This is a genomic window from Microbacterium sp. NPDC057407 (assembly GCF_042803895.1).
Lineage (GTDB): Bacteria > Actinomycetota > Actinomycetes > Actinomycetales > Microbacteriaceae > Microbacterium.
In genome coordinates, this window is the sequence record NZ_JBHVCA010000006.1 from 45,332 (window position 1) to 69,455 (window position 24,124).

A 24,124-nucleotide genomic window follows, 5' to 3' on the forward strand; every position below is an offset into this window, starting at 1 on the left:
ACGCCGAGTCGAACACCTGTTCGACTGCGACACGCCGTGGACCGCGTCAGCGGCGCTTCGGCTCGAGCCGGCCGGCTCCGTAGCGCCGCTCCGGCGGCACGTCCGTCTCGGCGCAGAGCGCGAGCCACACCTCTCGCGGGGGCACGCCTGCGGCCAGCGCCTCCACGGCAGTGCGGTCTCCGAGCGCGGACAGCACCAGATCGGCGATCAGCGCCCCGCCGCGGGGACCGAACTCGTCGGAGACGGCACGGTCGAACTCACTGCGACGCATGAAGAGGTGCGGCTCCGGGAAGGTCGGGACGAATGCTCAGCGCAGCGACAGCTCGGCGTCGACGGACGCCACGAGGTCGTCGGGAACGACGTCGGGGAAGGTCTGCAGGCCCTCGAGGACCGAGATGCGGTCGCCCACCTCGCGCATGATCGTGGAGATGGGGACGTCGAGGGCCTCGGCGACCGACGCGAGGATCTCGCTCGACGCCTCTTTCTGACCCCGCTCGACCTCGCTGAGGTAGCCGAGTGCCACGCTGGCGCGGCTCGCGACCTGGCGGAGGGTGCGACCCTTCTGCTGGCGGAAATCACGAAGCACTTCGCCGATTTCTTGACGTACCAGGATCATTGTGGGCCCCCTCCTCACTTCTGATTCCGCTTGTCCGGGGTGGACAACAGTACAGCACCCGTTGATGCCAATCTAATCCCCCGAACTGGGGAGTGGGTGGGAATCACCGAATGTAACCGAGAAGAAACACGCGATGTTCCCGCGAGGCGGAGGACATCCGGATGCCGGGGCTCAGAGCCGCGCGAGACACTCGGTGAGGACCTCCGTCGTCGCCGACTCACGGATCCGGCTCCGGTCCCCCTCGAAGAGCCGGGTGGTGGTCCACTCCCCCTCGGGGGTGACGACGGCGAGGCAGACCGTGCCGACAGCCTTGCCGTCCTGGGGCTCCGGCCCGGCCACCCCCGTGGTGGCGATCCCGACGTCCGCCCCGAGGACCCTTCGGGCCGCCGCCGCCATCTGCCGCGCGACCTCGGGATCGACGGCGCCCGCCGACGCCAGGAGATCCGCATCGACACCGAGCACGGATCGCTTGACGTCGGTCGCGTAGGCGACCACCCCGCCACGGAAGACCGCGGAGGCTCCGGGGACGTCGACCAGGCTCGACGCGACCATCCCGCCCGTGAGCGACTCCGCCGCCGCCATGGTCCAGCCCCGGGCCGCCAGCCGGGCGAGCACGTCGGCCGCAGCGGTCACGCGACGCCCTTCGCCCGGCGCGCCCCGCGGAACTCGGTCACGACGTAGTCGATGCCGCTGGCGATCGTCAGTATCACCGCGATCGTCATCGCGACGCCGTTGACCCAGAAGATGCCGTCGCCGACCACCGTCCACAGCGGCAGCAGCGCGAGGGAGAGCGCCACACCCTGGGCGACCGTCTTGAGCTTGCCCATCCACGCCGCGGCGACCACGTGGTCGCTCGCGACGACGAGCCGGTGCACGGTGATGCCGATCTCGCGGACCAGCACGACGATCGTGATCCACCACGGCAGCTCGCCGAGGATCGAGAGTCCGACGAAGGCGAAGCCGGTGAGCACCTTGTCGGCGATGGGGTCGAGCAGCTTGCCGAGGTCGGTGACGATGTGGTGACGTCTGGCGAGGTAGCCGTCGACGCCGTCGGTCGCGATCGCGACGATGAACAGCGCGGCGGCCCACCACCGCAGCGGCCCGTCGGCGCCGCCGTCCGCCAGGAGCAGCCACAGGAAGACGGGGGCGCACAGGATGCGCACGATCGTGATCGAGTTGGGAAGCTGCCGCGGGATCGCCATGGGCCGAGCCTATCGGCGACGGGTCGGAAGCTGCGGTGTCGCCCGGCGGTCCGTACCGTCAATCCCGGCCGGTCAGTCCCCACGCGTCTTCGTCGCCGTCGCCCTCGACGACGGGGTAGCCGTCGAACTGCGCATCGACGGCGTCGGCGCCGTAGGGGTCGGCTGCCGGGGCGGGCGCGGCATCCGGAACGTCCTCGCCGCGCAGTCGGGCGAGCACCGCCGGCAGCTGATCCGGCGTCACCAGCACGTCGCGCGCCTTCGATCCCTCGGACGGACCGACGATCTCCCGGGACTCGAGCAGATCCATGAGCCGGCCGGCTTTCGCGAACCCGACGCGGAGCTTGCGCTGCAGCATCGACGTCGATCCGAACTGGGTCGAGATGATCTGCTCGGCCGCGGCCAGGAGGAGCTCGAGGTCGTCGCCGATGTCGGCGTCGATCTCCTTCTTCTCCGCCGCGGCCTGGACGTCGGCGCGATACTCGGGCCGCGCCTGCGCCGTGACGTGCTTGACGACCTTCTCGATCTCCTGCTCGCTCACCCACGCGCCCTGGACGCGGAGCGCCTTGGACGCGCCCATGGGCAGGAAGAGGCCGTCACCCTGACCGATGAGGCGGTCGGCGCCCGGCTGGTCGAGGATGACCCGAGAGTCCGTCACGCTGGTCACGGCGAAGGCCAGGCGCGACGGCACGTTGGCCTTGATCAGGCCCGTCACGACGTCGACCGAGGGCCGCTGCGTGGCCAGGACCAGGTGGATGCCGCTGGCTCGAGCGAGCTGCGTGATGCGGACGATCGAGTCCTCGACGTCTCGCGGCGCGACCATCATGAGGTCGGCCAGCTCGTCGACCACCACGAGCAGATACGGGTACGGCTTGAGCACCCGCTCGCTCCCGGCGGGAAGGGTGATCTCTCCGGCGACGACGGCCTTGTTGAAGTCGTCGATGTGGCGGAACCCGAACGACGCGAGGTCGTCGTATCGCATGTCCATCTCTTTCACGACCCACTGCAGGGCTTCCGCCGCCTTCTTCGGGTTCGTGATGATCGGCGTGATGAGGTGCGGAACTCCGGCGTAGGAGGTGAGCTCGACGCGCTTGGGGTCGATGAGCACCATCCGCACGTCGGACGGCTTCGCGCGCATCAGCAGACTAGTGATCATCGAGTTGACGAAGCTGGACTTACCCGAGCCGGTCGAGCCGGCCACCAGCAGGTGGGGCATCTTGGCCAGGTTGGCCACGACGTAGCCGCCGCCGACGTCTTTTCCGACGCCGATGGTCATGGGATGCGTGGACTGCTGAGCGTTCTGCGACCGCAGGACGTCGCCCAGGGTCACGATCTCGCGGTCGGTGTTGGGGATCTCGACGCCGATGGCGCTCTTGCCGGGGATCGGCGCGAGGATCCGCACCTCGTTGGACGCGACGGCGTAGGCGATGTTGTTGGTGAGCGCCGTGATCCGCTCGACCTTGACGCCGGGACCGAGCTCGATCTCATACTGCGTCACGGTCGGCCCGCGCGAGAAGCCCGTCACGCGCGCGTCGACCGAGAACTGGTCGAGCACACTGGTGATGGCCCGCACCGTGTCGTCGTTGGCCTGCGAGCGCGCGACATGCGGGGTGCCCGCGGCGAGCGCGTGCACCGAGGGCAGCCGGTACGGCGCCGTCGACGCGGTCGGCACGTCGGTGCCGATGCCGTCCAGACCGGGGAGGATGCCGTCGGCGAGCGGGTCGTCGGCGTCGTCGCGCAGCGCGGTGCCGCCGCCCTTGGCGCCCTTGGCCGCGGCGAGGACGCCGGGGTCGATCACCTCGGTCATCGCGTCGCTGGGCGACGGCGCCGCCGGCGGCTCGAGGACCTGCTCGAAGCCGCCCTCGGACGCGCCGGGGGTGAGCAGCGCGGTGAGATCCTCGGAGCCGAGGACGCCGTCGGGATCCTTCTCCCGCCCGGTCTTGTTGCGACGCCACCACGGCAGCGAAGGGTCGGTCTCGTCATCCGGATCGGCGGATCCCATCGCCGCCGTGTCGCGCTCCTCCCGCGGCTCGGCGCCGAACATCCACGCGTACAGCTCGCCCAGCCGCCGGCCGATCCGGTTCGGCGGGGTCTTCGTGATTATGAGGACGCTGAGGACGGCCAGGAGGGTCAGCGCGACGTAGGCGCCGATGTCGGTGAGCACCAGGGCGAGTGGCTCGGCGATCATCCAGCCGAAGAGCCCGCCGGCCTCGCTGAGAGCCGGAAGTCCCTCGCGGGGCTGGGGGCGCCCGCCTGCGACGTGGCAGAAACCGGCGACGGTGAGGATGAGGAGCCCGAAGCCGATGCCGATGCGGCCGTTGTCGTGCACCGACGACGGATGCCGGAACATCCATCCCGCGAGGACGAGCAGCAGCACCGGGAGCACGAACGCCTCGCGCCCGACGAGGGCGCCGACCGTGTAGGCGCTGATGTTCTTCGCGACCTCGCTGCCGATGAAGAACCACTCGTTGACCGCCCCGGCGACCGCCAGCAGCACGAGGAAGAACGGGAAGCCGTCGCGACGCTGGTCTTTCTCGAGCGTCTCGGGTCCGAACGCGCGGAAGAGCGCTCCCGTCGCGTGGGCCAGTCCCAGCCAGGCGCGCACCACGAGCGGGGGGCGCTCGGACTCGCCGACGTACCGCTTGGGCGCGGGCTCGGGCTTCTTCGCGCGCGACGACGCGCCCTGCGTGCGGGACGGCGCGCGACCGCTCTTGGTCGGGCTGGAGCTCCTGGCCATTCCCCCACGGTAAGCCGGACCACGGACTTTTCCGCGGAACCACGCGGGGCTTCGCGACGCGGCGCGACGCGTCAGCGCAGCCGCTTGACCATGGTGTCGCGGCCGTGGGCGGCCTCGACCACCGCGAAGCCTTCGCTGCGGTACAGCGTCGCGGCGAAGTTGCCTCGCTCGACGCTCAGGCTGATGCGGCCGAAACCCTGCGCCCTGGCGTGCTCGCACAGCCGCTGCAGGAGGGCCCGGCCGACTCCGTGCGCCCGCCAGATCGGACGGACCCCGATGATCAGCTCGGGGACGCCCGTGCCGACGTAGCCGAACCCGGGGTCGGTGCGGGGCAGCATCCGATACCAGGCCGCCCCGATCGGCTCGCCGTTCGCGTCCTCGGCGACGAACCCGGCATCCCCCGGACGCATCCACCCTGCCACGTACCGGCTGTGTTCGGACCCCGACACCACCTGGTGCTTGGGCAGTCCGCCGCCGGGCCGCCAGTTCGCCGCCTCGACCACCATGTCGGCGAGGAACGCGCCGTCGCCCTGCGCCGCGGCGCGGATCCGGAAGGCGGTGGGCATGCCGGGAGTTTACCGGGGGGACGGATGCCTCTCCCCGCCGGGTGCTGGTGTGCTCAGGCCTCGATCACCAGCGGCACGATCATCGGCCGCCGGCGGAGCGACTGGTTGACCCACCGTCCGATCGTGCGCCGCACGACCTGCGAGAGAGCGTGCTGATCGCGCACGCCCGACTTCGCCGCCTCGGAGAGCGCCGCGGCGATCTTCGGCTTGACGTCGTCGAACACGGCGTCGTCCTCCGCGAACCCCCGGGCGTGGATCTCGGGCCCCGAGATGACCTTGCCCGTCGAGGCGTCGACGACGACGATCACCGAGATGAAACCCTCCTCCCCCAGGATCCGGCGGTCCTTCAGATCCGCGTCGGTGATCTCGCCGACCGTGGAGCCGTCGACGTACACGAAGCCGAGGTCGAGCTGCCCGACGACCCGCGCGGCGCCGTCCTTCAGGTCGATCACCGTGCCGTTCTCGGCGAGGATCGTGCGGTCCGGGTCGACGCCGGTGTCCTGTGCCAGGCGAGCGTTCGCCATCAGGTGGCGGTATTCGCCGTGGACGGGCAGCACGTTGCGGGGCTGGAGGATGTTGTAGCAGTAGAGCAGCTCGCCGGCCGCGGCGTGGCCCGAGACGTGCACCTTCGCGTTGCCCTTGTGCACGACGTGGGCGCCGAGCTTCGTGAGGCCGTCGATCACGCGGTAAACGGCGTTCTCGTTGCCCGGGATCAGGCTCGACGCGAGGATCACCGTATCGCCGGGCCCGGGCTCGATCGCGTGGTCGAGGTTCGCCATGCGGCTCAGCACGGCCATCGGCTCGCCCTGGGATCCCGTGGACATGTAGACGATCTGGTCGTCGGGAAGGTCGCGCGCCTTCTTGTAGTCGATGAGCACGCCGTCGGGCACGTGGAGGTAGCCGAGCTCCTCGGCGATGGTCATGTTGCGCAGCATGCTGCGGCCGAGCAGCGCGACCCGGCGTCCGTGGGCGGCGGCGGCATCCAGCACCTGCTGCACCCGGTGCACGTGACTGGAGAAGCTCGCCACGATCACCCGGCGAGGCGAGCCGGCGATCACCTGGTCGAGCACCGGTCCGATCGAGCGCTCGAGGGGGGTGAATCCGGGCACGTCGGCGTTGGTCGAATCGACCAGGAAGAGATCGACGCCCTCCTCGCCGAGCCTCGCGAACGCGCGCAGGTCGGTGAGCCGTCCGTCGAGCGGCAGCTGGTCCATCTTGAAGTCGCCGGTGGCCAGCGCCAGGCCGGCCGGGGTGCGGATCGCCACGGCCAGGGCGTCGGGAATGGAGTGGTTCACGGCGATGAACTCGAGCTCGAAGGGCCCGAGGTTCTCGCGCTGGCCCTCGGTGACCGTGAGGCTGTAGGGCCGGATCCGATGCTCCTTCAGCTTCGCCTCGGTGAGGGCCAGCGTCAGGCCGGATCCGACGATGGGGATGTCGGGCTTGAGCTTCAGCAGGTAGGGCACGGCGCCGATATGGTCCTCGTGGCCGTGGGTGAGCACGACGCCCACGATGTCGTCGAGCCGTCCCTTGATCGGCTCGAAGTCGGGGAGGATGAGGTCGACCCCGGGCTGATGCTCCTCGGGGAAGAGTACGCCGCAGTCGACGACGAGGAGCTTCCCGCCGTACTCGAACACGGTCATGTTGCGACCGACCTCGCCGAGGCCGCCGAGCGGGACGATCCGCAGCGTCCCCTGCTCGAGGGCGGGAGGATCGAACGGGGTGGTGGGCATTTCAGCCTCCTGACGTCATCGCGGCCCGGAAGGGGCCGCCGGGGATACCGGATGCCACGGCATCCGTCTGCGGTTCGCTCCGGCGCCGGCTCGACAGCACGTCGCCGCGGATCGTCATCGGGTGGTGCCCGAGACCTTGGGCAGGGCTCCGCCGGCCGCGGCGTTGCGGTCGGGTCGGAAGTTGGAGAAGTCGGCGCCGGGCACGTCGGTGACGAGAGCGAGCTCATCCTCGATCTTGGCGGCCTCCCACTCTTCGGGGCCGACGAGGGGCAGGCGCACGCGAGGGCTGCCGATGCGGCCCAGGCCGTGCAGGATGTACTTCGCCGAGACGGTTCCGGGGACATGGGTCATGACGGCGCGCACGAGGGGCTCGAGCCTGCGGTGCGCGGCGGTCGCGGTCTTCAGGTCGCCTGCGTTGACGGCGTCGACGATCGCGCGGTAGGGCGCCGGCGCGATGTTCGCCGTCACGCCGATGAGCCCGGTGGCGCCGATCGCCAGGTGCGGCAGCACGTTGGCGTCGTCGCCGGAGAAGTACAGGAGGTCGGTCTGGTTCAGCACCCGGCTGACCTCGCTGAAGTCGCCCTTCGCGTCTTTGATCGCGAGGATGTTCGGGTGCTTCGCGAGCCGGAGGATCGTCTCGTAGCGGATCGGGACGCCGGTGCGGCCGGGGATGTCGTACAGGATCACCGGAAGGTCGGTGGCGTCGGCGACCAGGCGGAAGTGCGTCAGGATGCCGGCCTGTGTGGGCTTGTTGTAGTACGGCGTGACGATCATGATGCCGTCGGCGCCGGCCTTCTCGCTCGCCTTGTACAGCTCGATGGCGTGAGCGGTCTCGTTCGACCCGCCGCCGGTGATGATCTTCGCGCGTCCGGCCGCGATGTCCTTGCCGACCTCGACGAGGCGCAGCTTCTCGGCGTCGGTGAGGGTCGAGGTCTCTCCGGTCGTGCCGGTGACGACGATCCCGTCGGCGCCGGCGGAGATGACGTCGTCGATGTGCTTCTCGACGGCGGGCCAGTCGACCTCGCCGTCGGCCGTCATCGGAGTGACGAGCGCGACGAGCACCTGTCCGAAAGGGTTGCCCGTATGCGTCATGAATTCAGGTTATCGGGATGCCGCACCCCGCCGCGCCCCATCGGGCGTGCCTGCGGGCGCCGCTGCGGAGCTCAGCGCCCCCGCGCGGCAGCCCGCGCCACCAGGGACGACGGGACCACCCGCGCCAACGCGGCGAGGGCCTTGTACTTCGCCGACGGGATCGACACCGCGCGCCCGCGTGCCGCGTCGCGCAGCGACTCGGACACCACGGCCGAGGCATCCAGCCACATCCACCCGGGAACCCCCTCCTCGCCCGGCGGCATGCCGGCCCGCTCGTGGAAGTTCGTGTGCGTGAACCCGGGGCACACGGCCGTCACGGAGACGCCGCGGCCGCGATACGCGCTGTCGGCCCAGCGGCTGAAGCTGATGAGCCAGCCCTTGCATGCGCCGTAGGTCGAGCGAGGGGTGAAGCCCGCGACCGAGGCGACGTTCAGGATGCGGCCGTGGCCGCGCTGCAGCATGGGGCCGAGAGCCGCATGGGTGAGGCGCATGGGCACCTCAACGTGGAGTTCGAGGTGCCGGGCCTCGTCCTCGATGTCGTTTTTCTCGAAGGCGAGCGGGAGCCCGAACCCGGCGTTGTTCACGAGGATCTCGACGGGTCTGCCGGGATCGTCCAGACGTTGCTCCACGTGCGCGCGCTGCTCGGGATCGAGGAGGTCGGCCGCCATCACCTCGACCTCGACCCCGTGCCGTCGGCGCAGCGAGGCCGCCAGTTCGTCGAGCGCGGCGGCGTCTCGGGCGACGAGCACGAGGTCGGCTCCTCGCCCCGCGAGCTGGCGGGCGTATTCGGCTCCCAGCCCCGAGCTGGCACCCGTGATGAGGGCGGTCCTGGTCATCCGACAACCCTAGGCGGGTCGCTCCAGCCGCACGAAGCGATATCGGATGCCGCCGCTCGAGGTATGCCAGCCGTCAACAGGATCGATCGACACCGGCTGCCAGCCGGGGCGCTCCGGCGCGTGGGTGTCGCCGTCGACGGCCAGATCCAGCTCGGTGACCTCGAGGCGGTCGGCGCCGCCGATGGCCTCGCGGAAGAGCGCGCCCCCGCCGATCACCCAGATCCACTCGGGCGAGGCATCCGCCGCCATCGCGAGCGCGTCGCCGAGCGACCCCGCCCGCTCCGCGCCGTCGGCGACCCAGCCGGCGTTGCGGGTCACCACGATGTTGCGCCGCCCGGGGAGCGGCCGGAAGCGGTCGGGGAAGGACTCCCAGGTGCGACGGCCCATGATCACGGGCGACCCGAGGGTTACGGCTTTGAAGTGGGCGAGATCCTCCGGGACATGCCAGGGCATGCCGCCGTCGGCGCCGATCACCCCGCCGTGGGCCTCGGCCCAGACGAGACCGATGCGGGCTCGAGGGGGCTCCGGGGTCATACCGCCACCGCGGCGCGGATGGCGGGATGGTGCTGATAGTTCTCGACGACGAAGTCCTCGTAGGCGTAGTCGAAGATCGACTCGGGCTTCCGCGCGAAGCGCAGCGTGGGGTACGGGTAGGGATCCCGAGTCAGCTGCTCGCGGACCTGCTCGCGGTGGTTGTCGTAGATGTGGCAGTCGCCGCCGGTCCAGACGAAGTCGCCCGGCTCGAGACCCGTCTGCTGGGCGACCATCAGCGTCAGCAGCGCGTACGAGGCGATGTTGAACGGCACGCCGAGGAACAGGTCGGCGCTGCGCTGGTAGAGCTGGCACGAGAGGCGGCCGTCGGCGACGTAGAACTGGAACAGCGCGTGGCAGGGCGCGAGCGCCATGTCGGGGATGTCGGCGGGGTTCCATGCCGACACGAGCAGCCGACGGGAATCCGGGTTGGCCCGGATCTGCTCGATCACCTGCGAGATCTGGTCGATGTGGGCGCCGTCGGGCGCCGGCCACGAGCGCCACTGGACGCCGTAGACGGGGCCCAGCTCGCCGGCGTCGTCGGCCCACTCGTCCCAGATCGTCACGCCGTTGTCTTGCAGCCACCGCACATTGGACTCGCCCCGCAGGAACCACAGGAGCTCGTAGGCGATCGACTTGAAGTGCACGCGCTTGGTCGTGATGAGCGGGAAGCCCTGAGACAGATCGAAGCGGATCTGCCGCCCGAAGGCGCTGGTCGTGCCGGTGCCGGTCCGGTCGTCTTTGTGAGTGCCGTTCTCCAGCACGTCACGCAGGAGGTCCTCGTAGGGAGTCGGGATCGCGCGGGTCACGGCTGCCACGATACCCGCGCCCTCCCCCACGGGGGTTTGTTACGGCCGGAGCGTCATATTCACGGATCCGGGATCCATTCAGGTGAACACAGATACGCTGATGAGTTGTGAACCTGGTGTCCGCGCTCGTCGTCATCACCGCCCTCCTGGCGGTGACGGTCGCTGCGGGCGCCTACCTGCGGTGGCGTCAGGCGCGCCCGCAGCGCCACATCCCCCACGAGGTGGTCGAACCCGCGCGCCTGGGCGCCGACGGGTTGGGCGAGGTCGCGACGCTCCTGCAGTTCAGCACCGAGATGTGCGCGCGCTGCCCCGGGGTCCACCGCACGCTCAAGGCCATCGCCGACGGTCGCGAAGGGGTGCGGCACCTCGACGTCGACCTCACGCACCGCCCCGACATCGCCAAGCACTTCCACGTGCTCCAGACCCCGACCACCCTCGTCCTCGACCGGGACGGCGTGATCCAGACCCGGTTCGGCGGCACGCCGAGCCGCGAGGTGCTCGAACTCGAGCTCAACCGTCTCGCCTCGGAGGGCGCCCATGTCTGACCCGTCGACCCCCCGCGGCATCGATCCGCGCGGGCCGCGCTTCGTCGCCGGCATCACCGCGGTCCTCCTCCTCGTCGACGTCCTGCTCGGCCTGACCGGACTGTCGACGGCGCAGACGAGCACCGGAGGCTGGGCGCTCCCCTCGGCCACGCTCGCCGAGCGGGCGCTGGACCCCGCGTTCCTGCTGCTGCTCGTCATCGCGCTGCTCTTCCTGTGGTCGGTCGTGTCGCCGCGCACCGCGCCGTGGGGTGCGCTGTACCGCACCGCCGTCGCGCCCCGGCTGAAGCCGCCGACCGAGCTGGAAGACCCGCGCCCGCCGCGCTTCGCGCAGGGCGTCGGGCTGTTCGTGACCGGCATCGGCCTCGTGCTGCAGCTGTTCGGCGTTCCGCTGGCGCTCCCCATCGCGGCCGCCATGGCGTTCGTCGCGGCGTTCCTCAACGCCGCGTTCGGTCTGTGCCTGGGCTGCCAGCTCTACCTCGTGCTGCAGCGCGCGGGCCTCGTCGGACGCGCCCGGCCGGCCGCCGCCTGACGGCCCTCCGCGGCGGCAGCGAACACGCTCACGAGGCGTCGTCCACCCATCGCGCCAGGCCCTCGCCGCCGGTTAGGCTGACCGCGAGGCGCCCGGTCGGGGCGCGCGAGACGGAGGCACCCCATGACGGTCACCAGCGAAGCCACCACCGCCTGGAAGGGCGACCTCTTCACCGGCGGCGGCGAGGTGACGTTCGTCTCGTCCGGCCTCGGCACCTTCGAGGTCAACTGGAAGGCGCGCAGCGAAGGGTCGACGTCGACGACGACGCCCGAAGAGCTCATCGCCGCAGCCCACTCCTCGTGCTTCAGCATGGCGTTCTCGCTGGCGCTCGCCGAGAACGGCACTCCTCCGGAGTCGATCGACACGACGGCATCCGTCACCTTCAAGCCGGGCACGGGCATCACCGGAAGCCATCTCAACGTCAACGCGGTCGTGCCGGGCCTCGATGCCGAGACCTTCGAGCGGCTCGCGCAGGCCGCGAAGGCCAACTGCCCCGTGTCGCAGGCGCTCGCCGGCGTCGAGATCACGATCGAGGCGACGCTTGCCTGATGCCGAGGGCGCCGAGGCTGCGACGCGTCGTGTCGTCATCGCCGGCGCCTCCGGGCTGATCGGCTCCGCGCTCACCGAAAGCCTTCGCGCCGACGGTGTCACGGTCACCCGCCTCGTGAGGCACCCCGCCACGGCACCGGATGAGGTCGAGTGGCTGACGGACGACCGGCCGCTCGACCCCGGCGCGCTGGCGGGCGCGGAGGCCGTCGTCGGTCTGAACGGGGCGAGCATCGGCCGGTTCCCCTGGACGTCGGGGTACAAGAAGACCCTCCTGTGGTCGCGGGTCACGCCGACCGCGGCGCTCGCGCGAGCCGTCCGCGAACTGGGAGCGGATGCCCCGGCCTTCGTGTCGGCGTCGGCCGTGGGCTACTACGGCTCGGTGCCCGGCGAGCGCCTCGACGAGCAGTCTCCGCGCGGCGACACGTTCCTGGCGGATATCTGCGGGGAGTGGGAGGCGGCGGCACTGGGAGCGGGCGACGACGCGCGCGTGGCCCTGCTGCGCACCGCCCCCGTCGTTCACAAGGAGGGCGTGCTCAAGCCGCTCCTGCTGCTGACCCGACTCGGGGTGAGCGGGCCGATCGGCCGCGGGACGCAGGTGTGGCCGTGGATCTCGCTCGACGACGAGGTGCGCGCGATCCGGCACGTCATCGACGCCGGCCTCACCGGGCCGGTGAACCTCACCGGGCCCACGCGCGCCACCGCGAACGATCTGGGCTTCGCGCTCGCCCGGCGGATGAACCGGCCGTTCGCCCTCCGGGCACCCGTGTGGGCGATACGGACCGCGCTCGGCGCCGACGCCACCGAGGCCATCCTGACCTCCGACGCCGACGTCGCCCCCGCCGTGCTCGAGGCATCCGGTTTCACCTTCCGTCACCGCACGGTCGAGGAGGCCGTCGCCGCCGCGGTGCCCGCTCACTGATCAGGCGCGGCGGTCGTCGCCCTCGAGGCGGATCGCGCGGCGTACCGCCTCGCGCGCCCGGCGTCGATCGCCGGCGGCGTCGTAGACCAGGCCGAGCCGGTACCAGCTGCGCCAGTCGTCGGGGTGGGCCTCCGCGTCGGCGCGGTACGCCGGGAACAGGGCATCCGCCTCGGAGCGCTCGACGCGCCCGCTGGGACGCACCGCGACCTGTTCCGTGGGCAGACCGCCCTCGGCTTCGAGTCGGCGCCCGAGCCGTTCGGCGCGCACGCCGAACCACAGCTCGCGTCCGAGTGCCCACAGCGCCAGCAGCGGCAGCACGAGGAGCGCCGCGCCCATGAGCACGCCGACGGTGTCTCCGCTGGTCAGGAGGAGCCAGGCGCGCTGACCGACCAGCACGATGTACACCGCGAGGAGCACCGCCATCACCGCGACGCCGATGCGCGCGCTCATGCGCTCGTGACCCGGGCGACCTGACCGGGCACGTCGCCCTCGTCGACCGGTCGCGATGCCGGCGCTGCCGGTCCGGGCCGGCGCAGGCCCAGATCGAGGAAGCTGTCGAGACCCACGATCACGCCCTTCGCATCCAGGGCGGCGGCGAGCGCGAGACGGATGCCGGGGCCATAGGCGAGCGCCGGCTCGATGGTGTCGTGCACCACCGTGAGGCTCTCCCCCGGCCCGGACAGGATCGTCTCCTGCCGCGCGACCACCCCCGGCCGTCGCAGCGAGTGGACCGGGATGCTCGCGACCTGCTGACCTCGGGCTCGCTGGTCGACGTGGGGCGACTCGACCGGTCCGACCTCGGTGCGCGCGGCCGCGATGAGCTCGGCGGTCCGCACGGCTGTCCCGCTCGGCGAGTCGATCTTGGTCTCGCGGTGCGCCTCGACGATCTCGACCGACGGGAAGAAGGGCGCGGCCACCGCCGCGATGGCCGAGCCGATCACCGAGCCGAGCGAGAAGTTCGGGATGAAGACCGCACCGGTGCCGGCCGCCTCCACGAGCGGCCTCACGAGGGCGATCCGCTCCGCGGACCACCCCGACGTGCCCACGAGCACGTTCACGCCGCGCTCGATGGCGGCGCGGACGATGTCGATCGACACCGCCGGCGTCGAGGCATCCACCACGAGGTCTGCGCCGTCGAGGTCTGCCAGCTGCGAGCGGGAGGACAGCACGGCCGAGACGTCGAAGCCGTCCTCGCTCTCCACCACGTCGCGGATGATCCCGCCGAGCTTGCCGGTGCCGCCCACGATGGCCACGCGCGTCGTCATGTGGACCATCCTAGGCGGGCGCCTCCGCCGGTCTCGGCGCTCCACCTAGGCTGGACGAATGGCCTCCGTCCGCGACTCCCCCGTCGACGCGCACGACGCGCACGAGCTCCTCGCCGAGTACTTCCGCTCCCGCACGGAGGGCTTCGCCGAACTCGACGTGGAGTACACCACCACGTTCCCCGCTCCGGCGGCTTTCGTGCCGCCGGCGGGCGTCTTCCTCGTGCTGGACGACGACGAAGGCCGGCCAGCGGGGTGCGGAGGCATCCGGCACATCGCGGACGGCCCATCGGGCACCCGCTACGAGGTCAAGCACCTGTATCTGCGGCCGCAGACCCGCGGCCGAGGGTGGGGACGACTGCTCATCGACACCCTCGAGTCCCGTGCCCGGGAGCTCGGCGCGCGAGAGCTCGTGCTCGACACGCACCACTCGCTCGAAGCCGCCGCGGCGCTGTACGCCCGCACGGGCTTCGTCGCCATCGACCGTTACAACGACAACCCCAACGCCTCGCGCTGGTACGGCAAGGTGCTGACCCCCGCGTCCGAGCGGATGCCGGGTCAGACGGGGTAGACCTCGGGGAGGCCCGTGCGCAGCTCCACCGGGAGGTGCGCCATGTCGTTGTGAGAGAGGAGCGTCCACGGCCGCCCCTGCTTCTGCGCGATGACAGTCAGGCCGCAGTGCGCCTGGTTGAGCGTCATCCACCGCCACTCCTGCGCCTGCAGCACCTCGCGCACGAACCAGCCGATGACGAAGTTGTGCGTGATGAGCAGCTCGTGCACCTCGCCCCGCTTGCGGGCGAGATACTCCGCGACGGCGTCGGCCATCTGCGCCCTGCCCGCTTCGATCTCGGCCTCGGTCACCGAGCCGAAGAACGGCTCGTACGCCGCCGGCGTGTCGTCGGTCATCCCGGTGGGGACGCAATCGAAGAGAAGCGCGGAGGGCTGCGGCTCGAGCGACGGCATGCGCTCCTTGACCGCCGCGGCGGTCTGGCTCGCGCGCTGCAGCGGGGAGTGCCACACGGCATCGAACGGCACGCCCGACAGCCGGTCGGCGAGGAGGGATGCCTGGCGCCGACCCCGCGGCGAGAGCGGGCCGTCGACGAGGCCGTGCTCGGCATCCTGGTGCTCACCATGTCGCACGAGGTAGATGTAGTGCGTCACGCAGCTCACTCCGTCGGGGGTCACGTGCCCCGACGGGACACCTCTTCCACCCTACGTCACGGGACGGTCACGGCCGGGGCGCCCCGGGCGGGAGTCGCCTACTCGGCGGCGCGTGCGATGTCGGACAGCTGCGACCGGCTCAGTCGGACGCCCACGCCCTGGACGAGCTCTTCCACCTGCTGGGGCGCGTACGCGTTCACGATCGGCGCCGTGACGAGCTTCTGGGCCAGCAGCCAGGCGACCGCGACCGCGGCGTCGGGGACGCCGAGCTCGGAGCCCACGAGGTCGAGCGCCTTGAGGGTGCGGCTGCCGCGCCGGTTCAGGTTCGCCGCCAGCTGCGCACCGCGCACCGACAGGGTGCCGCGCTGGCGGGTGCGCTGACGACCTGCGAGGAACCCGTGCTCGAGCGCGTGCGACGGGGTCACGGCCATGCTCTGCGCACCGGCGACCAGACGCAGGTCGGCGTCGAACTCGTGCCGGCGCAGGATGTTGAACGGCACGTCGAGCACGGTGATGCGGGGATACCCGGCCGACGAGAAGATGCGGGCCTCGACCAGCTGCGCGGCCGTGTAGCCGATGGCGCCGACGGCGCGGACCTTGCCGCTCTCGACCAGCCATTCCGCGGTCGCGAGGGTGTCTTCGAGGACGGCCGTCGAGTCGGTCGTCGCGTCGAGGTAGAGCACGTCGATGCGGTCGGTCCGCAGCCGCGTCAGGGATGCCTCCACCGCCCGGACGAGGTTGACGGGGCCGAGCCCCGGGTTGTCGGCGTGCCCGCCGACCCGCACGGCCACCGCGATGTCGTCGCGCAGTCCTCGCGAGTGGAGCCACTGCCCGATGATGTGCTCGCTGCGACCGGCTGAGAAGCTGTCGGACGTGTGGACGGCGTTGCCCCCGAGCTCGACATACGTGTCGAGGATGCTGTGACTGGACTCCAGGTCGACGTTCCAGCCGAACTCGGCGCCGCCCAGGATGAGAGGGAACACCGACACGCCGCTCTCGCCGAGCGCGACACGGACGTTCGAACCGACCGAAGGACCCTGGACCGGGATCGGGGCGGACGGGTGCGCGGCCTGCGGCGCGACGGCGCTCGGGCGGGGGCTCTCCGAGGAGAGCGCCGCGTCAACGCCGAAGAAAGCCATGTCCCACCCCCACGACGGCTTCCGACCGGAACCCTCGTGATCACCGATTCCGCACCCCCCGGCGCGTTATCTATGAGGGTAGGCCAGTCCTGCGACATCCCCGGTCGATGGCGAAGACTCGCGGTAAACATTCCATAACGCTTTGGTCACGGGCAGGGGCCACCCGCTGTCGGTGCGCGGCGCGGTCGCCGGGCGTGACCGGCCGCGCGGCACCGACGACGGATGCCCGCCTCCCCCGGAGGGGAGACGGGCATCCGGATCCTGCGACGAGGATCAGCTCTCGACGGGAGCCTCCGCGGTCTCGGCCGCGGCCGGCGCCGCGTCCTGCTCGGCGGCCTCTTCGAGAACCGGCTCGAGCGACAGCTTGCCGCGGTCGTCGATCTTGGTGATGCGCACCAGCAGCTTCTGGCCCACGCCCAGCACGTCTTCGACGTTCTCGACGCGCTTGCCGCCCGCCAGCTTGCGGACCTCGCTGACGTGCAGCAGACCGTCCTTGCCGGGAAGGAGCGAGATGAAGGCGCCGAAGGTCGCGATCTTCACGACCGTGCCCAGGAACTGCTCGCCCACCTCGGGGTTCGTCGGGTTCGCGATCGCGTTCACCTGAGCGCGCGCCGCCTCGGCCGACGGGCCGTCGGTCGCTCCGATGTACACCGTGCCGTCCTCCTCGATGGAGATCTGCGCGCCGGTCTCGTCCTGGATGGCGTTGATCGTCTTGCCCTTGGGCCCGATGAGCTCGCCGATCTTGTCGACGGGGATCTGCACGCTGATCACGCGCGGGGCGGTCGGGGCCATCTCGTCGGGACCGTCGATCGCGGCGTTGAGCACACCGAGGATCGTCAGCCGGGCGTCCTTCGCCTGGGTCAGCGCGGCGGCGAGCACCGACGACGGGATGCCGTCGAGCTTCGTGTCGAGCTGGATCGCCGTGACGAACTCGCTCGTGCCCGCGACCTTGAAGTCCATGTCGCCCAGGGCGTCCTCGGCGCCGAGGATGTCGGTCAGCGCGGCGTAGCGCGTCTGCCCGTCGACCTCGTCCGACACGAGACCCATCGCGATGCCCGCGACGGGAGCGCGCAGCGGCACGCCGGCGTTGAGGAGCGACAGGGTCGACGCGCACACCGAACCCATCGAGGTCGAGCCGTTGGAGCCGAGCGCCTCGGACACCTGACGGATCGCGTAGGGGAATTCCTCGCGGCTGGGCAGCACCGGCACGAGCGCGCGCTCGGCGAGGAAGCCGTGCCCGATCTCGCGTCGCTTGGGGCTGCCCACACGGCCGGTCTCACCGGTCGAGTACGGCGGGAAGTTGTAGTGGTGCATGTAGCGCTTGCTCGTGACGGGCGACAGCGAGTCGATCTGCTGCTCCATCTTGAGCATGTTCAGCGTGGTGACACCCAGGATCTGGGTCTCGCCGCGCTGGAAGATCGCCGAACCGTGGACGCGAGGGATGACCTGCACCTCGGCGTCGAGCGGACGGATGTCGGCGAGGCCACGGCCGTCGATGCGGACGCCCTCCGACAGGATGCGGCCGCGGACGATCTTCTTCGTCACCGACTTGTAGGCGGCGCTGAACTCGAGCGTGGCCACCGCGGGAAGCTCGCCGGCCTCGACGGCCGCGAGGAGATCCGCCTTGACGGAGTCCTTGATCTCGTCGTCGGCGTTCTGGCGCTCCTGCTTGTCGGCGATCTGGTACACCGGCACGAGGCGGTCGTATGCACGGCCCGCCACGAAGTCGTAGACCTCCTGGCTGTACGGCAGGAAGACCGGGTAGGGCTGGATCTCCTTCGCCGCGGCGTTCGCCACGACGTTCTGCGCGGCGACGAGCTCCTTGATGAACGGCTTCGCCGCCTCGAGGCCCTGGGCCACGATCTCTTCGCTCGGCTTCGTGGCGCCGGCCTTGATGAGGTTCCAGCTGTGCTCGGTGGCCTCGGCCTCGACCATCATGATCGCCACGTCGCCGTCGGGCAGCACCCGGCCGGCCACGACGAGGTCGAACACGGCCTCTTCGAGCTGAGTGACGGTCGGGAATGCGATCCACTGGTCGGCGTGCTCGCCGTGGCCCGGGATGAGCGCCAGGCGCACACCGGCGATCGGACCCGAGAACGGCAGACCCGAGATCTGCGTCGACAGGGACGCGGCGTTGATGGCGAGGGCGTCGTAGAACTCGCCCGGCGCGATCGAGAGCACTGTCACGACGATCTGCACCTCGTTGCGCAGGCCGTCGACGAACGACGGGCGCAGCGGGCGGTCGATGAGACGGCAGACCAGGATCGCCTCGGTCGAGGGGCGGCCCTCGCGCCGGAAGAACGAGCCGGGGATCTTGCCCGCGGCGTACGAGCGCTCTTCGACGTCGACGGTGAGCGGGAAGAAGTCGAATCCTTCGCGCGGCTGCTTGCTGGCGCTGGTCGCCGACAGCAGCATCGTCTCCTCGTCGAGGTAGGCGGCGACGGAGCCCTGCGCCTGCTGCGCGAGGCGCCCGGTCTCGAACCGGACTGTGCGGGTGCCGAAGCGTCCATTGTCGAGGACGGCTTCAGCGGCGGTGATTTCCGGACCTTCCAAGAGGTCCCTCCTTCTTTGTTTAGGCTCGCGGGTCCGTGTGACGCGCGAGCATCTCGAAGGAGCAGGAACAGGCAGATCTCGGCGCGCGGCTGTCGCCGCGATGTTCGCGCCAGCACTGGCCACCAGTAGAAATCCACCCTCCGTCGATCGAAGGAGAGGAGACCACCACAGGGGACCAGCTAGCTGCCGGCCTGCTCCGTGAGCTCATGTTGAATTGAGCGGATGCCTCGAAGGCAGCCTCAGCGATCCTATCAGCGGGCGGCTCCCCGCGCCGCGAGGCGCCCCTGATCCGCCCGCGACGCCCTGCTATCGTCCCCCCATGACCGACCAGACGGCTCCGGCCCCGGGCGCACCCGCGACCCCGACGTCCCACCGCGGCCTCGCCGTGGCCGCCGCGATCCTGGGCGTGAGCACGGTCGCCACGCTCGCGATCGGCTGGGCCCTCGCCGCGAACGCCGCCGGGATGGAGGGCCTCGGGATCGCCGTGATGACCCTCTTCGCGATCACGATCGTCGGGGTCGTCTCGCTGACCGTCGGGATCTTCGCCGTGGTCCTCAGCCGTCCCCGGTGGCCGGCGGTGGTGGGGCTCGTCCTGACCGTGGCGCCGCTTCTCTTCGTCGCGGCGCAGTTCGTGCCGTGGAGCTCGCTGCGCGGCTGAGCCCGACGATCCGCACGTGCCGGGCCCGGCAGAGCCTGGCGCGTCCGGGCGACCGTGCCTAGGGTTGGGGTCATGAGCACCGACGAGAAGCCGGCGGGCGCGGCATCCGAAGAGATGAAGCGCAAGTTCAAGGAAGCGCTCGACAGGAAGAACGCGCAGCACCGCGAAGGCGAGGCGCACATGGACGGCGATTCGGCGATCCACGGCACCCATGGCGCCGTCACCAAGCGCGAGTTCCGGCGCAAGAGCGGATGACGCGGGTGTGACATGAGCGACTTCCGCGAGCGCATCCCCGACGACGAGCGCGAGGTGCCGATCGACGACGAGACGGAGTTCGAGCTGCCGCCGGCCACGCTCGACCCCATGGAGTCGGTCGAGGAGCAGATGGACGACCTCGACCTGGAGGAGCGGGAGGCCGCGATCGAGGCGGGCGAGATCGACCCCAGCCCCTGACGCGTGAGCGGGCCCGCCCGCACCGGCGGACGGGCCCGGCGGCCTTGGTCAGGAACGGGTCGCCGCCACGCGCTCCCTGGCCCGCTGCTCCTTCGCCTCGGCCTCGGCGACGGCGGCCTCTTCGAGGCCCTGCACGCCGACCGCGTCGCCCGACTGCGACATCCCGTCGTGGCCGTCGCCCGAGAGCGTCGTCTCATCGAACGGCAGTCCGCCCGCGAGCACGCTGCGGGCACGGTCGGCGTCGAACTCCTTCGTCCAGGCGCCGATGAGCACCGTCGCCACGGCGTTGCCCGTGAAGTTCGTGAGCGCGCGACCCTCCGACATGAAGCGGTCGATCCCCACGATCACGCCGACGCCGTTGACCAGGTCGGGGCGGTACGCCTGCAGACCCCCGGCGAGAGTGGCCAGGCCGGCTCCGGTGACGCCGGCCGCGCCCTTCGAGGCGATGATCATGAACACCAGCAGTCCGATCTGCTCGCCGATCGACATCGGCGCCCCCATCCCGCTGGCGATGAACAGCGATGCCATCGTGAGGTAGATCGCGGTGCCGTCGAGGTTGAAGGAGTACCCGGTGGGCACCGTGATGCCCACCACCGGCTTCGACACGCCGAGGTGCTCCATCTTGGCGATGAGGCGCGGCAGGGCCGACTCGGACGACGACGTGCCGACGATGAGCAGGTACTCGCGGGCGAGGTACTTCACGAGGCTGAAGATGTTGATGCGCGTCACCGCGTACAGCTGCGTGCCGAGAACGCCGACGATGAAGACGACGCACGTGATGTAGAAGGCGATCATGAGGGTTCCCAGCGCCCAGATGGCCGCCACGCCGGTGTTGCCCACCACGGCCGCGATCGCTCCGAAGGCGCCGATCGGCGCCAGCCACAGGATCATGCCGAGGATGCGGAAGACGAGCGCCTGCAGGTGCTTGACGGCGTTCATGATCGGCTGGCCCTTGTCGCCCATCTGCTGCAGCGCGAAGCCGACCAGGAGGGCGATGAAGAGCACCTGGAGGACGCTCTCGCCGGTGAACGCGGAGAAGAACGTCGTCGGGATGATCCCCAGGACGAACTCCTGCGTGGTCTTCGCCTCGCCGGTCGCCTCGTAGCTCGAGTTCGCCATGTCGAGACCCTGGCCGGGGTGGATGATGTTGCCGACGACGAGACCGATCGCGAGCGCGAACGTCGACATCACCATGAAGTACAGCAGCGCGAGGCCGCCGATCTTGCCGACGGTCGCGGCTTTCGCGATCGAGCCGACCCCGACGACGATCGTGCAGAAGATGATGGGCGCGATCATCATCTTGATCAGTGCCACGAAGCCCTCGCCGAGGGGCTTCAGCGCGACGCCGACCTCGGGCCAGACGAGGCCCACGACGGCGCCGAGCACCACGGCGGCGATCACCGCGATGTAGAGCCACGTGTGCTTGTCCCACGCCTGCTTGCCGCGGCGCCAGTTGAAGCCGGGAAGTGTGAACGAAGTCGTCCGTGTCGAAAGAGCCATCATCGCCTCCAAGGGATGGACAGTCGCTGTCCTCTTCGTGCCGGGAGTTCCGCCGGCGTGTCCTCCAGCGTGCGAGGACGCGCGCGCAGGGACGAGTTGTGGTCGTATTGGTCGCATGACGACGCCCTCGCCCACTCGACGGCTCCGGCGCGAAGCCTGGGGCTTCGCGGTCGGCTCCCTGTGCTTCCTCGCCGGATCGCTGCCCTTCTACGCGGCCTGGGCCGGAGCGGTCGGCACGAACACGACCTTCTTCGTCGGCTCGATCTTCTTCACCCTCGCCGCCTTCATCCAGTTGAGCCTGAGCGGCAGACGCCTCCCCCGCGGCGAGATGTCGGCGCCCGATCGGGCCGACTGGTGGGCCGCGGCGATCCAGTTCGCCGGCACCCTTCTGTTCAACGTGTCCACGGGAGTCGCGCTGGCTGCGGCGATCGCGCAGCCCGACGCGGTCGGGGTCGGGTGGGTTCCCGACGCCTGGGGTTCGGTCGCCTTCCTCGTCTCGAGCGCACTCGCCGTCGTGGCGACCAAGGACCGCGGGCTCCTGTGGGACTGCGACGCCCGCACGTGGCACGGGACGGTGCTGAACTTCCTGGGGTCGGTCGCCTTCGGCATCTCGGCGGTCGGCGCCTACGTCTCGCCGTCCACGGGCGACCTCGTCAACGAGGAGTGGGCGAACGGCGGGACCGCGATCGGGGCGGTGTGCTTCTTCGTCGCCGCGCTGCTGTCGCGGCGGACCATCCCGCGGGAGGAGCCACGGCACGTGAGGGGCGAGGATGGAGACAGCGCGAGAGGGGGGTGATGCGATGCCGCAGCGCACAGCGAACCGCAGTGCGGCGTCGCGGGTGTTCCTCGTGGTCGCGTGCGCGGTGGCGGCCGCGGCCGCGCTGCTGGCCGTGCTGCTCGTGCTCGACGCGCAGCGGTCCGCGCGCACCGAGGCGGAAGAGGTCACTCGCGCCGTCGCGTCCTCCCTCGCCGTGACGCCCGCCGTCGCCGCCGGTCTCTCGGGCCGCGACGACCTCCAGCCCTTCGCCGAATCGGTCATGGACGGCGCCGGCGTCGACTTCGTGACGATCATGACGCCGGACGGCACCCGGGTGACCCACCGCGACCGCGACCAGATCGGGCGCCCCTACCTCGGGACGATCCCCGGGTCCGCGAGGGTGATGACCGAGGAGTTCACCGGGACGCTGGGCCCCAGCGTCCGCACGATCGCCCCGGTCACCAGCGCGTCGGGCGATCTGGTCGGCTGGGTGTCGGTCGGTGTGACCGTCGGCAGCATCACCGGCGACATCCTCCCCCGTCTGCCGGGCGTCTTCGCCATCGCGGCGGGTCTGCTGGCCGCGGGAGTGGTCGGGGCCTATCTCGCCCAGCGCACCACGCGGCGCGTGGCCGGCGACCTCCCGGCGGGGACGATCCGCGACGCCCTCTCGTCGTACGAGTCCGTCCGAACGCTCGGCGAGGCTCTGCGTGCGCAGACGCACGAGCACGGCAACCGCATGCACACCGCGGTGTCGCTGCTCGAACTCGGCCGCACGCGCGAGGCGATCGAGATCCTCACCGAGACGTCGCGCCAGAGCCAGGCGCTGGTCGATCAGGTCGCCGCCCGGCGAGGCGGCGACCCGACGGTGGGCGCTCTGCTCCTCGGCAAGGCGTCCCAGGCACGCGAGCGGGGCGTCGAGTGGATCGCCGACATCGACGAGCACGCTCCCCGCAGCACGCTGACGCCGGTGGACGCCGTGTCGGTGGTCGGGAACCTCATCGACAACGCTCTCGATGCCGCGGCATCCGGCCCCTCGCCGCGGTGGGTGCGCGTCGCGTTCACGACGACGGACGACGGGATGCTGCGCATCGACGTCTCCGACAGCGGCACGGGTGTCCCTCCCGAGCTCGCGGACCGCGTCTTCGAGCGGGGCTTCTCGACGAAGCCGGCCGACGCGGCGGGACGGGGCGTCGGTCTTCCGCTGGTCCGATCCATCGTCGAGAGCGCGGGAGGCTCGGTCTCGCTCTCGCCCGACCCGACCGTGTTCACGGTGCTGCTGCCAGCGGTGCGCGGATGATCGGCGTGCTGCTCGTCGACGACGACGCCCTGACGCTCGAGCTCCATCGGACCTACCTCGAACGCCTCGAGGGCTTCGAGGTGGTGGCCGAGTGCACGGGTGCGAGGGCCGCGATCTCGGCCGTGCTCGAGCACGGCGCGGGGATCGACCTCGTTCTGCTCGACATCACCATGCCCGACGGGACGGGTCTCGACGTGCTCCGGCACCTGCGTGCGCGCGGAGCGGACGTCGACGTGATCGCCGTCACCGGGGTGCGCGATGCGGACGTCGTGCGCCAGATGGTCGGACTCGGCGTAGCCCAGTACCTGGTGAAGCCGTTCAGCTTCGGGATGTTCCGGGAGCGCCTGGAACAGTACGTCGACTACCGTCGTCGCGCACGGGCCGCGGCCGGAACGACGACGACCCAGTCCGAGATCGACGCGCTGCTGGGCGCCCTGCGTCCCGCGGCGTCGGTGGACCTGCCCAAGGGGCTCTCCGCCGACACCCTCGCGCGCATCACCGAGGACGTGCGTTCGCACGAACCCGTGTCGGCGGCGGAGTCCGCGGCCCGGCTGGGGATCTCCCGGGTCTCGGCGAGGCGCTACCTCGAGCACCTCGTTGCGGTGGGGGCGGTGCAGCGCGCCCCCCGGTACGGCGCGCCGGGGCGGCCGGAGTCGGAGTATCGGAGCCGCCCGGGCGGCTGACCG

At 70.9% G+C, this 24,124-nt stretch carries 28 protein-coding genes; 11 read left to right on the forward strand and 17 right to left on the reverse strand.

Going from position 1 to position 24,124, the window contains the following annotated elements:
- Positions 1-46: 46 nt before the first annotated feature.
- The 11 genes from ACFUTX_RS14560 to ACFUTX_RS14610 all read right to left on the reverse strand — a co-directional run bounded on the left by ACFUTX_RS14560 (position 47) and on the right by ACFUTX_RS14610 (position 10,116).
- Complete coding sequence (locus tag ACFUTX_RS14560) at positions 47-271, reverse strand: DUF3046 domain-containing protein (protein WP_378866125.1); 225 nt, start codon at positions 269-271, stop codon at positions 47-49.
- Between the two features lie 36 nt (positions 272-307).
- Positions 308-616 (reverse strand): helix-turn-helix domain-containing protein, encoded by a 309-nt coding sequence (locus ACFUTX_RS14565; protein ID WP_109211855.1) that lies wholly within the window; start codon positions 614-616, stop codon positions 308-310.
- 171 nt (positions 617-787) lie between these two features.
- Positions 788-1,249, reverse strand: coding sequence for a CinA family protein (locus ACFUTX_RS14570; protein WP_378866128.1), 462 nt, complete (start codon positions 1,247-1,249; stop codon positions 788-790).
- Positions 1,246-1,818: a CDP-diacylglycerol--glycerol-3-phosphate 3-phosphatidyltransferase gene (pgsA, locus tag ACFUTX_RS14575; RefSeq protein ID WP_378866131.1), complete on the reverse strand. Its 573-nt coding sequence runs from the start codon at positions 1,816-1,818 to the stop codon at positions 1,246-1,248. Before pgsA ends, ACFUTX_RS14570 begins: the two co-directional genes overlap by 4 nt.
- 58 nt (positions 1,819-1,876) lie before the next feature.
- Positions 1,877-4,552: a DNA translocase FtsK 4TM domain-containing protein gene (locus tag ACFUTX_RS14580; protein WP_378866134.1), complete on the reverse strand. Its 2,676-nt coding sequence runs from the start codon at positions 4,550-4,552 to the stop codon at positions 1,877-1,879.
- 71 nt (positions 4,553-4,623) lie between these two features.
- Positions 4,624-5,118 carry a GNAT family N-acetyltransferase gene (locus ACFUTX_RS14585; RefSeq protein ID WP_378866137.1) on the reverse strand — a complete coding sequence of 165 codons (495 nt, stop codon included), beginning with the start codon at positions 5,116-5,118 and terminating at the stop codon, positions 4,624-4,626.
- Positions 5,119-5,171: 53 nt separating this feature from the next.
- Complete coding sequence (locus tag ACFUTX_RS14590; RefSeq protein ID WP_378866140.1) at positions 5,172-6,848, reverse strand: ribonuclease J; 1,677 nt, start codon at positions 6,846-6,848, stop codon at positions 5,172-5,174.
- A 114-nt stretch (positions 6,849-6,962) separates the two neighbouring features.
- Positions 6,963-7,940, reverse strand: coding sequence for a 4-hydroxy-tetrahydrodipicolinate synthase (gene dapA / locus ACFUTX_RS14595; RefSeq protein WP_378866143.1), 978 nt, complete (start codon positions 7,938-7,940; stop codon positions 6,963-6,965).
- 71 nt (positions 7,941-8,011) lie between these two features.
- Positions 8,012-8,776: an SDR family NAD(P)-dependent oxidoreductase gene (locus ACFUTX_RS14600; protein WP_378866146.1), complete on the reverse strand. Its 765-nt coding sequence runs from the start codon at positions 8,774-8,776 to the stop codon at positions 8,012-8,014.
- Positions 8,777-8,785: 9 nt separating this feature from the next.
- Positions 8,786-9,310 (reverse strand): dihydrofolate reductase, encoded by a 525-nt coding sequence (locus ACFUTX_RS14605; RefSeq protein WP_378866148.1) that lies wholly within the window; start codon positions 9,308-9,310, stop codon positions 8,786-8,788.
- Complete coding sequence (locus ACFUTX_RS14610) at positions 9,307-10,116, reverse strand: thymidylate synthase (protein ID WP_378866151.1); 810 nt, start codon at positions 10,114-10,116, stop codon at positions 9,307-9,309. The genes ACFUTX_RS14605 and ACFUTX_RS14610 overlap by 4 nt, the downstream gene beginning before the upstream one ends.
- A 107-nt stretch (positions 10,117-10,223) precedes the next feature.
- Between ACFUTX_RS14610 and ACFUTX_RS14615 the strand changes: the two genes are divergently transcribed.
- From ACFUTX_RS14615 to ACFUTX_RS14630, 4 genes are all read left to right on the forward strand, one after another.
- Positions 10,224-10,661, forward strand: coding sequence for a TlpA family protein disulfide reductase (locus ACFUTX_RS14615; RefSeq protein ID WP_378866154.1), 438 nt, complete (start codon positions 10,224-10,226; stop codon positions 10,659-10,661).
- Positions 10,654-11,190, forward strand: a complete 537-nt coding sequence (locus ACFUTX_RS14620) for a DUF4395 domain-containing protein (RefSeq protein ID WP_378866157.1) — start codon at positions 10,654-10,656, stop codon at positions 11,188-11,190. The genes ACFUTX_RS14615 and ACFUTX_RS14620 overlap by 8 nt, the downstream gene beginning before the upstream one ends.
- Before the next feature lie 123 nt (positions 11,191-11,313).
- Positions 11,314-11,739 (forward strand): OsmC family peroxiredoxin, encoded by a 426-nt coding sequence (locus ACFUTX_RS14625; RefSeq protein ID WP_378866160.1) that lies wholly within the window; start codon positions 11,314-11,316, stop codon positions 11,737-11,739.
- Positions 11,732-12,658, forward strand: a complete 927-nt coding sequence (locus ACFUTX_RS14630; RefSeq protein WP_378866163.1) for a TIGR01777 family oxidoreductase — start codon at positions 11,732-11,734, stop codon at positions 12,656-12,658. The genes ACFUTX_RS14625 and ACFUTX_RS14630 overlap by 8 nt, the downstream gene beginning before the upstream one ends.
- On the opposite strand, the gene ACFUTX_RS14635 is transcribed toward ACFUTX_RS14630, so the two are convergent.
- Positions 12,659-13,108, reverse strand: coding sequence for a hypothetical protein (locus ACFUTX_RS14635; protein WP_378866166.1), 450 nt, complete (start codon positions 13,106-13,108; stop codon positions 12,659-12,661).
- Entirely contained in the window at positions 13,105-13,923 is an 819-nt protein-coding gene (dapB, locus tag ACFUTX_RS14640) for a 4-hydroxy-tetrahydrodipicolinate reductase (RefSeq protein ID WP_378866169.1), read from the reverse strand. The genes ACFUTX_RS14635 and dapB overlap by 4 nt, the downstream gene beginning before the upstream one ends.
- A 58-nt stretch (positions 13,924-13,981) precedes the next feature.
- Here dapB and ACFUTX_RS14645 point away from each other — a divergent pair, with 58 nt between their 5' ends.
- A complete protein-coding gene (locus tag ACFUTX_RS14645) occupies positions 13,982-14,491 on the forward strand; it encodes a GNAT family N-acetyltransferase (RefSeq protein WP_378866171.1) in 510 nt (169 codons plus the stop codon).
- Here the strand turns inward: ACFUTX_RS14645 and ACFUTX_RS14650 are convergent.
- The 3 genes from ACFUTX_RS14650 to ACFUTX_RS14660 form a co-directional block, all read right to left on the reverse strand.
- Entirely contained in the window at positions 14,479-15,081 is a 603-nt protein-coding gene (locus ACFUTX_RS14650; protein ID WP_378866456.1) for a histidine phosphatase family protein, read from the reverse strand. The two genes, ACFUTX_RS14645 and ACFUTX_RS14650, sit on opposite strands and share 13 nt — an antisense overlap.
- A gap of 98 nt (positions 15,082-15,179) precedes the next feature.
- Positions 15,180-16,220: an aldo/keto reductase gene (locus ACFUTX_RS14655; protein ID WP_378866174.1), complete on the reverse strand. Its 1,041-nt coding sequence runs from the start codon at positions 16,218-16,220 to the stop codon at positions 15,180-15,182.
- Positions 16,221-16,493: 273 nt separating this feature from the next.
- Positions 16,494-18,773 carry a polyribonucleotide nucleotidyltransferase gene (locus ACFUTX_RS14660; protein WP_378866177.1) on the reverse strand — a complete coding sequence of 760 codons (2,280 nt, stop codon included), beginning with the start codon at positions 18,771-18,773 and terminating at the stop codon, positions 16,494-16,496.
- Positions 18,774-19,092: 319 nt separating this feature from the next.
- Here ACFUTX_RS14660 and ACFUTX_RS14665 point away from each other — a divergent pair, with 319 nt between their 5' ends.
- The 3 genes from ACFUTX_RS14665 (at position 19,093) to ACFUTX_RS14675 (ending at position 19,884) form a co-directional block, all read left to right on the forward strand.
- A complete protein-coding gene (locus tag ACFUTX_RS14665; RefSeq protein WP_378866180.1) occupies positions 19,093-19,431 on the forward strand; it encodes a hypothetical protein in 339 nt (112 codons plus the stop codon).
- Between the two features lie 72 nt (positions 19,432-19,503).
- The gene (locus ACFUTX_RS14670) at positions 19,504-19,686 is read left to right on the forward strand and encodes a DUF5302 domain-containing protein (RefSeq protein WP_378866182.1); all 183 of its coding nucleotides are present in this window, start codon (positions 19,504-19,506) and stop codon (positions 19,684-19,686) included.
- Between the two features lie 12 nt (positions 19,687-19,698).
- Positions 19,699-19,884: a hypothetical protein gene (locus tag ACFUTX_RS14675; RefSeq protein ID WP_378866185.1), complete on the forward strand. Its 186-nt coding sequence runs from the start codon at positions 19,699-19,701 to the stop codon at positions 19,882-19,884.
- A 48-nt stretch (positions 19,885-19,932) separates the two neighbouring features.
- Here the strand turns inward: ACFUTX_RS14675 and ACFUTX_RS14680 are convergent, their stop codons facing one another.
- A complete protein-coding gene (locus ACFUTX_RS14680) occupies positions 19,933-21,384 on the reverse strand; it encodes a cation:dicarboxylate symporter family transporter (protein ID WP_378866188.1) in 1,452 nt (483 codons plus the stop codon).
- Between the two features lie 115 nt (positions 21,385-21,499).
- Here ACFUTX_RS14680 and ACFUTX_RS14685 point away from each other — a divergent pair, with 115 nt between their 5' ends.
- Genes ACFUTX_RS14685 through ACFUTX_RS14695 form a run of 3 tightly spaced genes read left to right on the forward strand, consistent with a single transcriptional unit; the run spans position 21,500 to position 24,121 of the window.
- On the forward strand, positions 21,500-22,180 hold the full coding sequence (locus tag ACFUTX_RS14685; protein ID WP_378866191.1) for a YrhK family protein: 681 nt from the start codon (positions 21,500-21,502) through the stop codon (positions 22,178-22,180).
- Positions 22,181-22,184: 4 nt separating this feature from the next.
- A complete protein-coding gene (locus tag ACFUTX_RS14690) occupies positions 22,185-23,438 on the forward strand; it encodes an ATP-binding protein (protein WP_378866194.1) in 1,254 nt (417 codons plus the stop codon).
- On the forward strand, positions 23,435-24,121 hold the full coding sequence (locus ACFUTX_RS14695; RefSeq protein WP_378866197.1) for a response regulator: 687 nt from the start codon (positions 23,435-23,437) through the stop codon (positions 24,119-24,121). The genes ACFUTX_RS14690 and ACFUTX_RS14695 overlap by 4 nt, the downstream gene beginning before the upstream one ends.
- Positions 24,122-24,124: the final 3 nt, after the last annotated feature.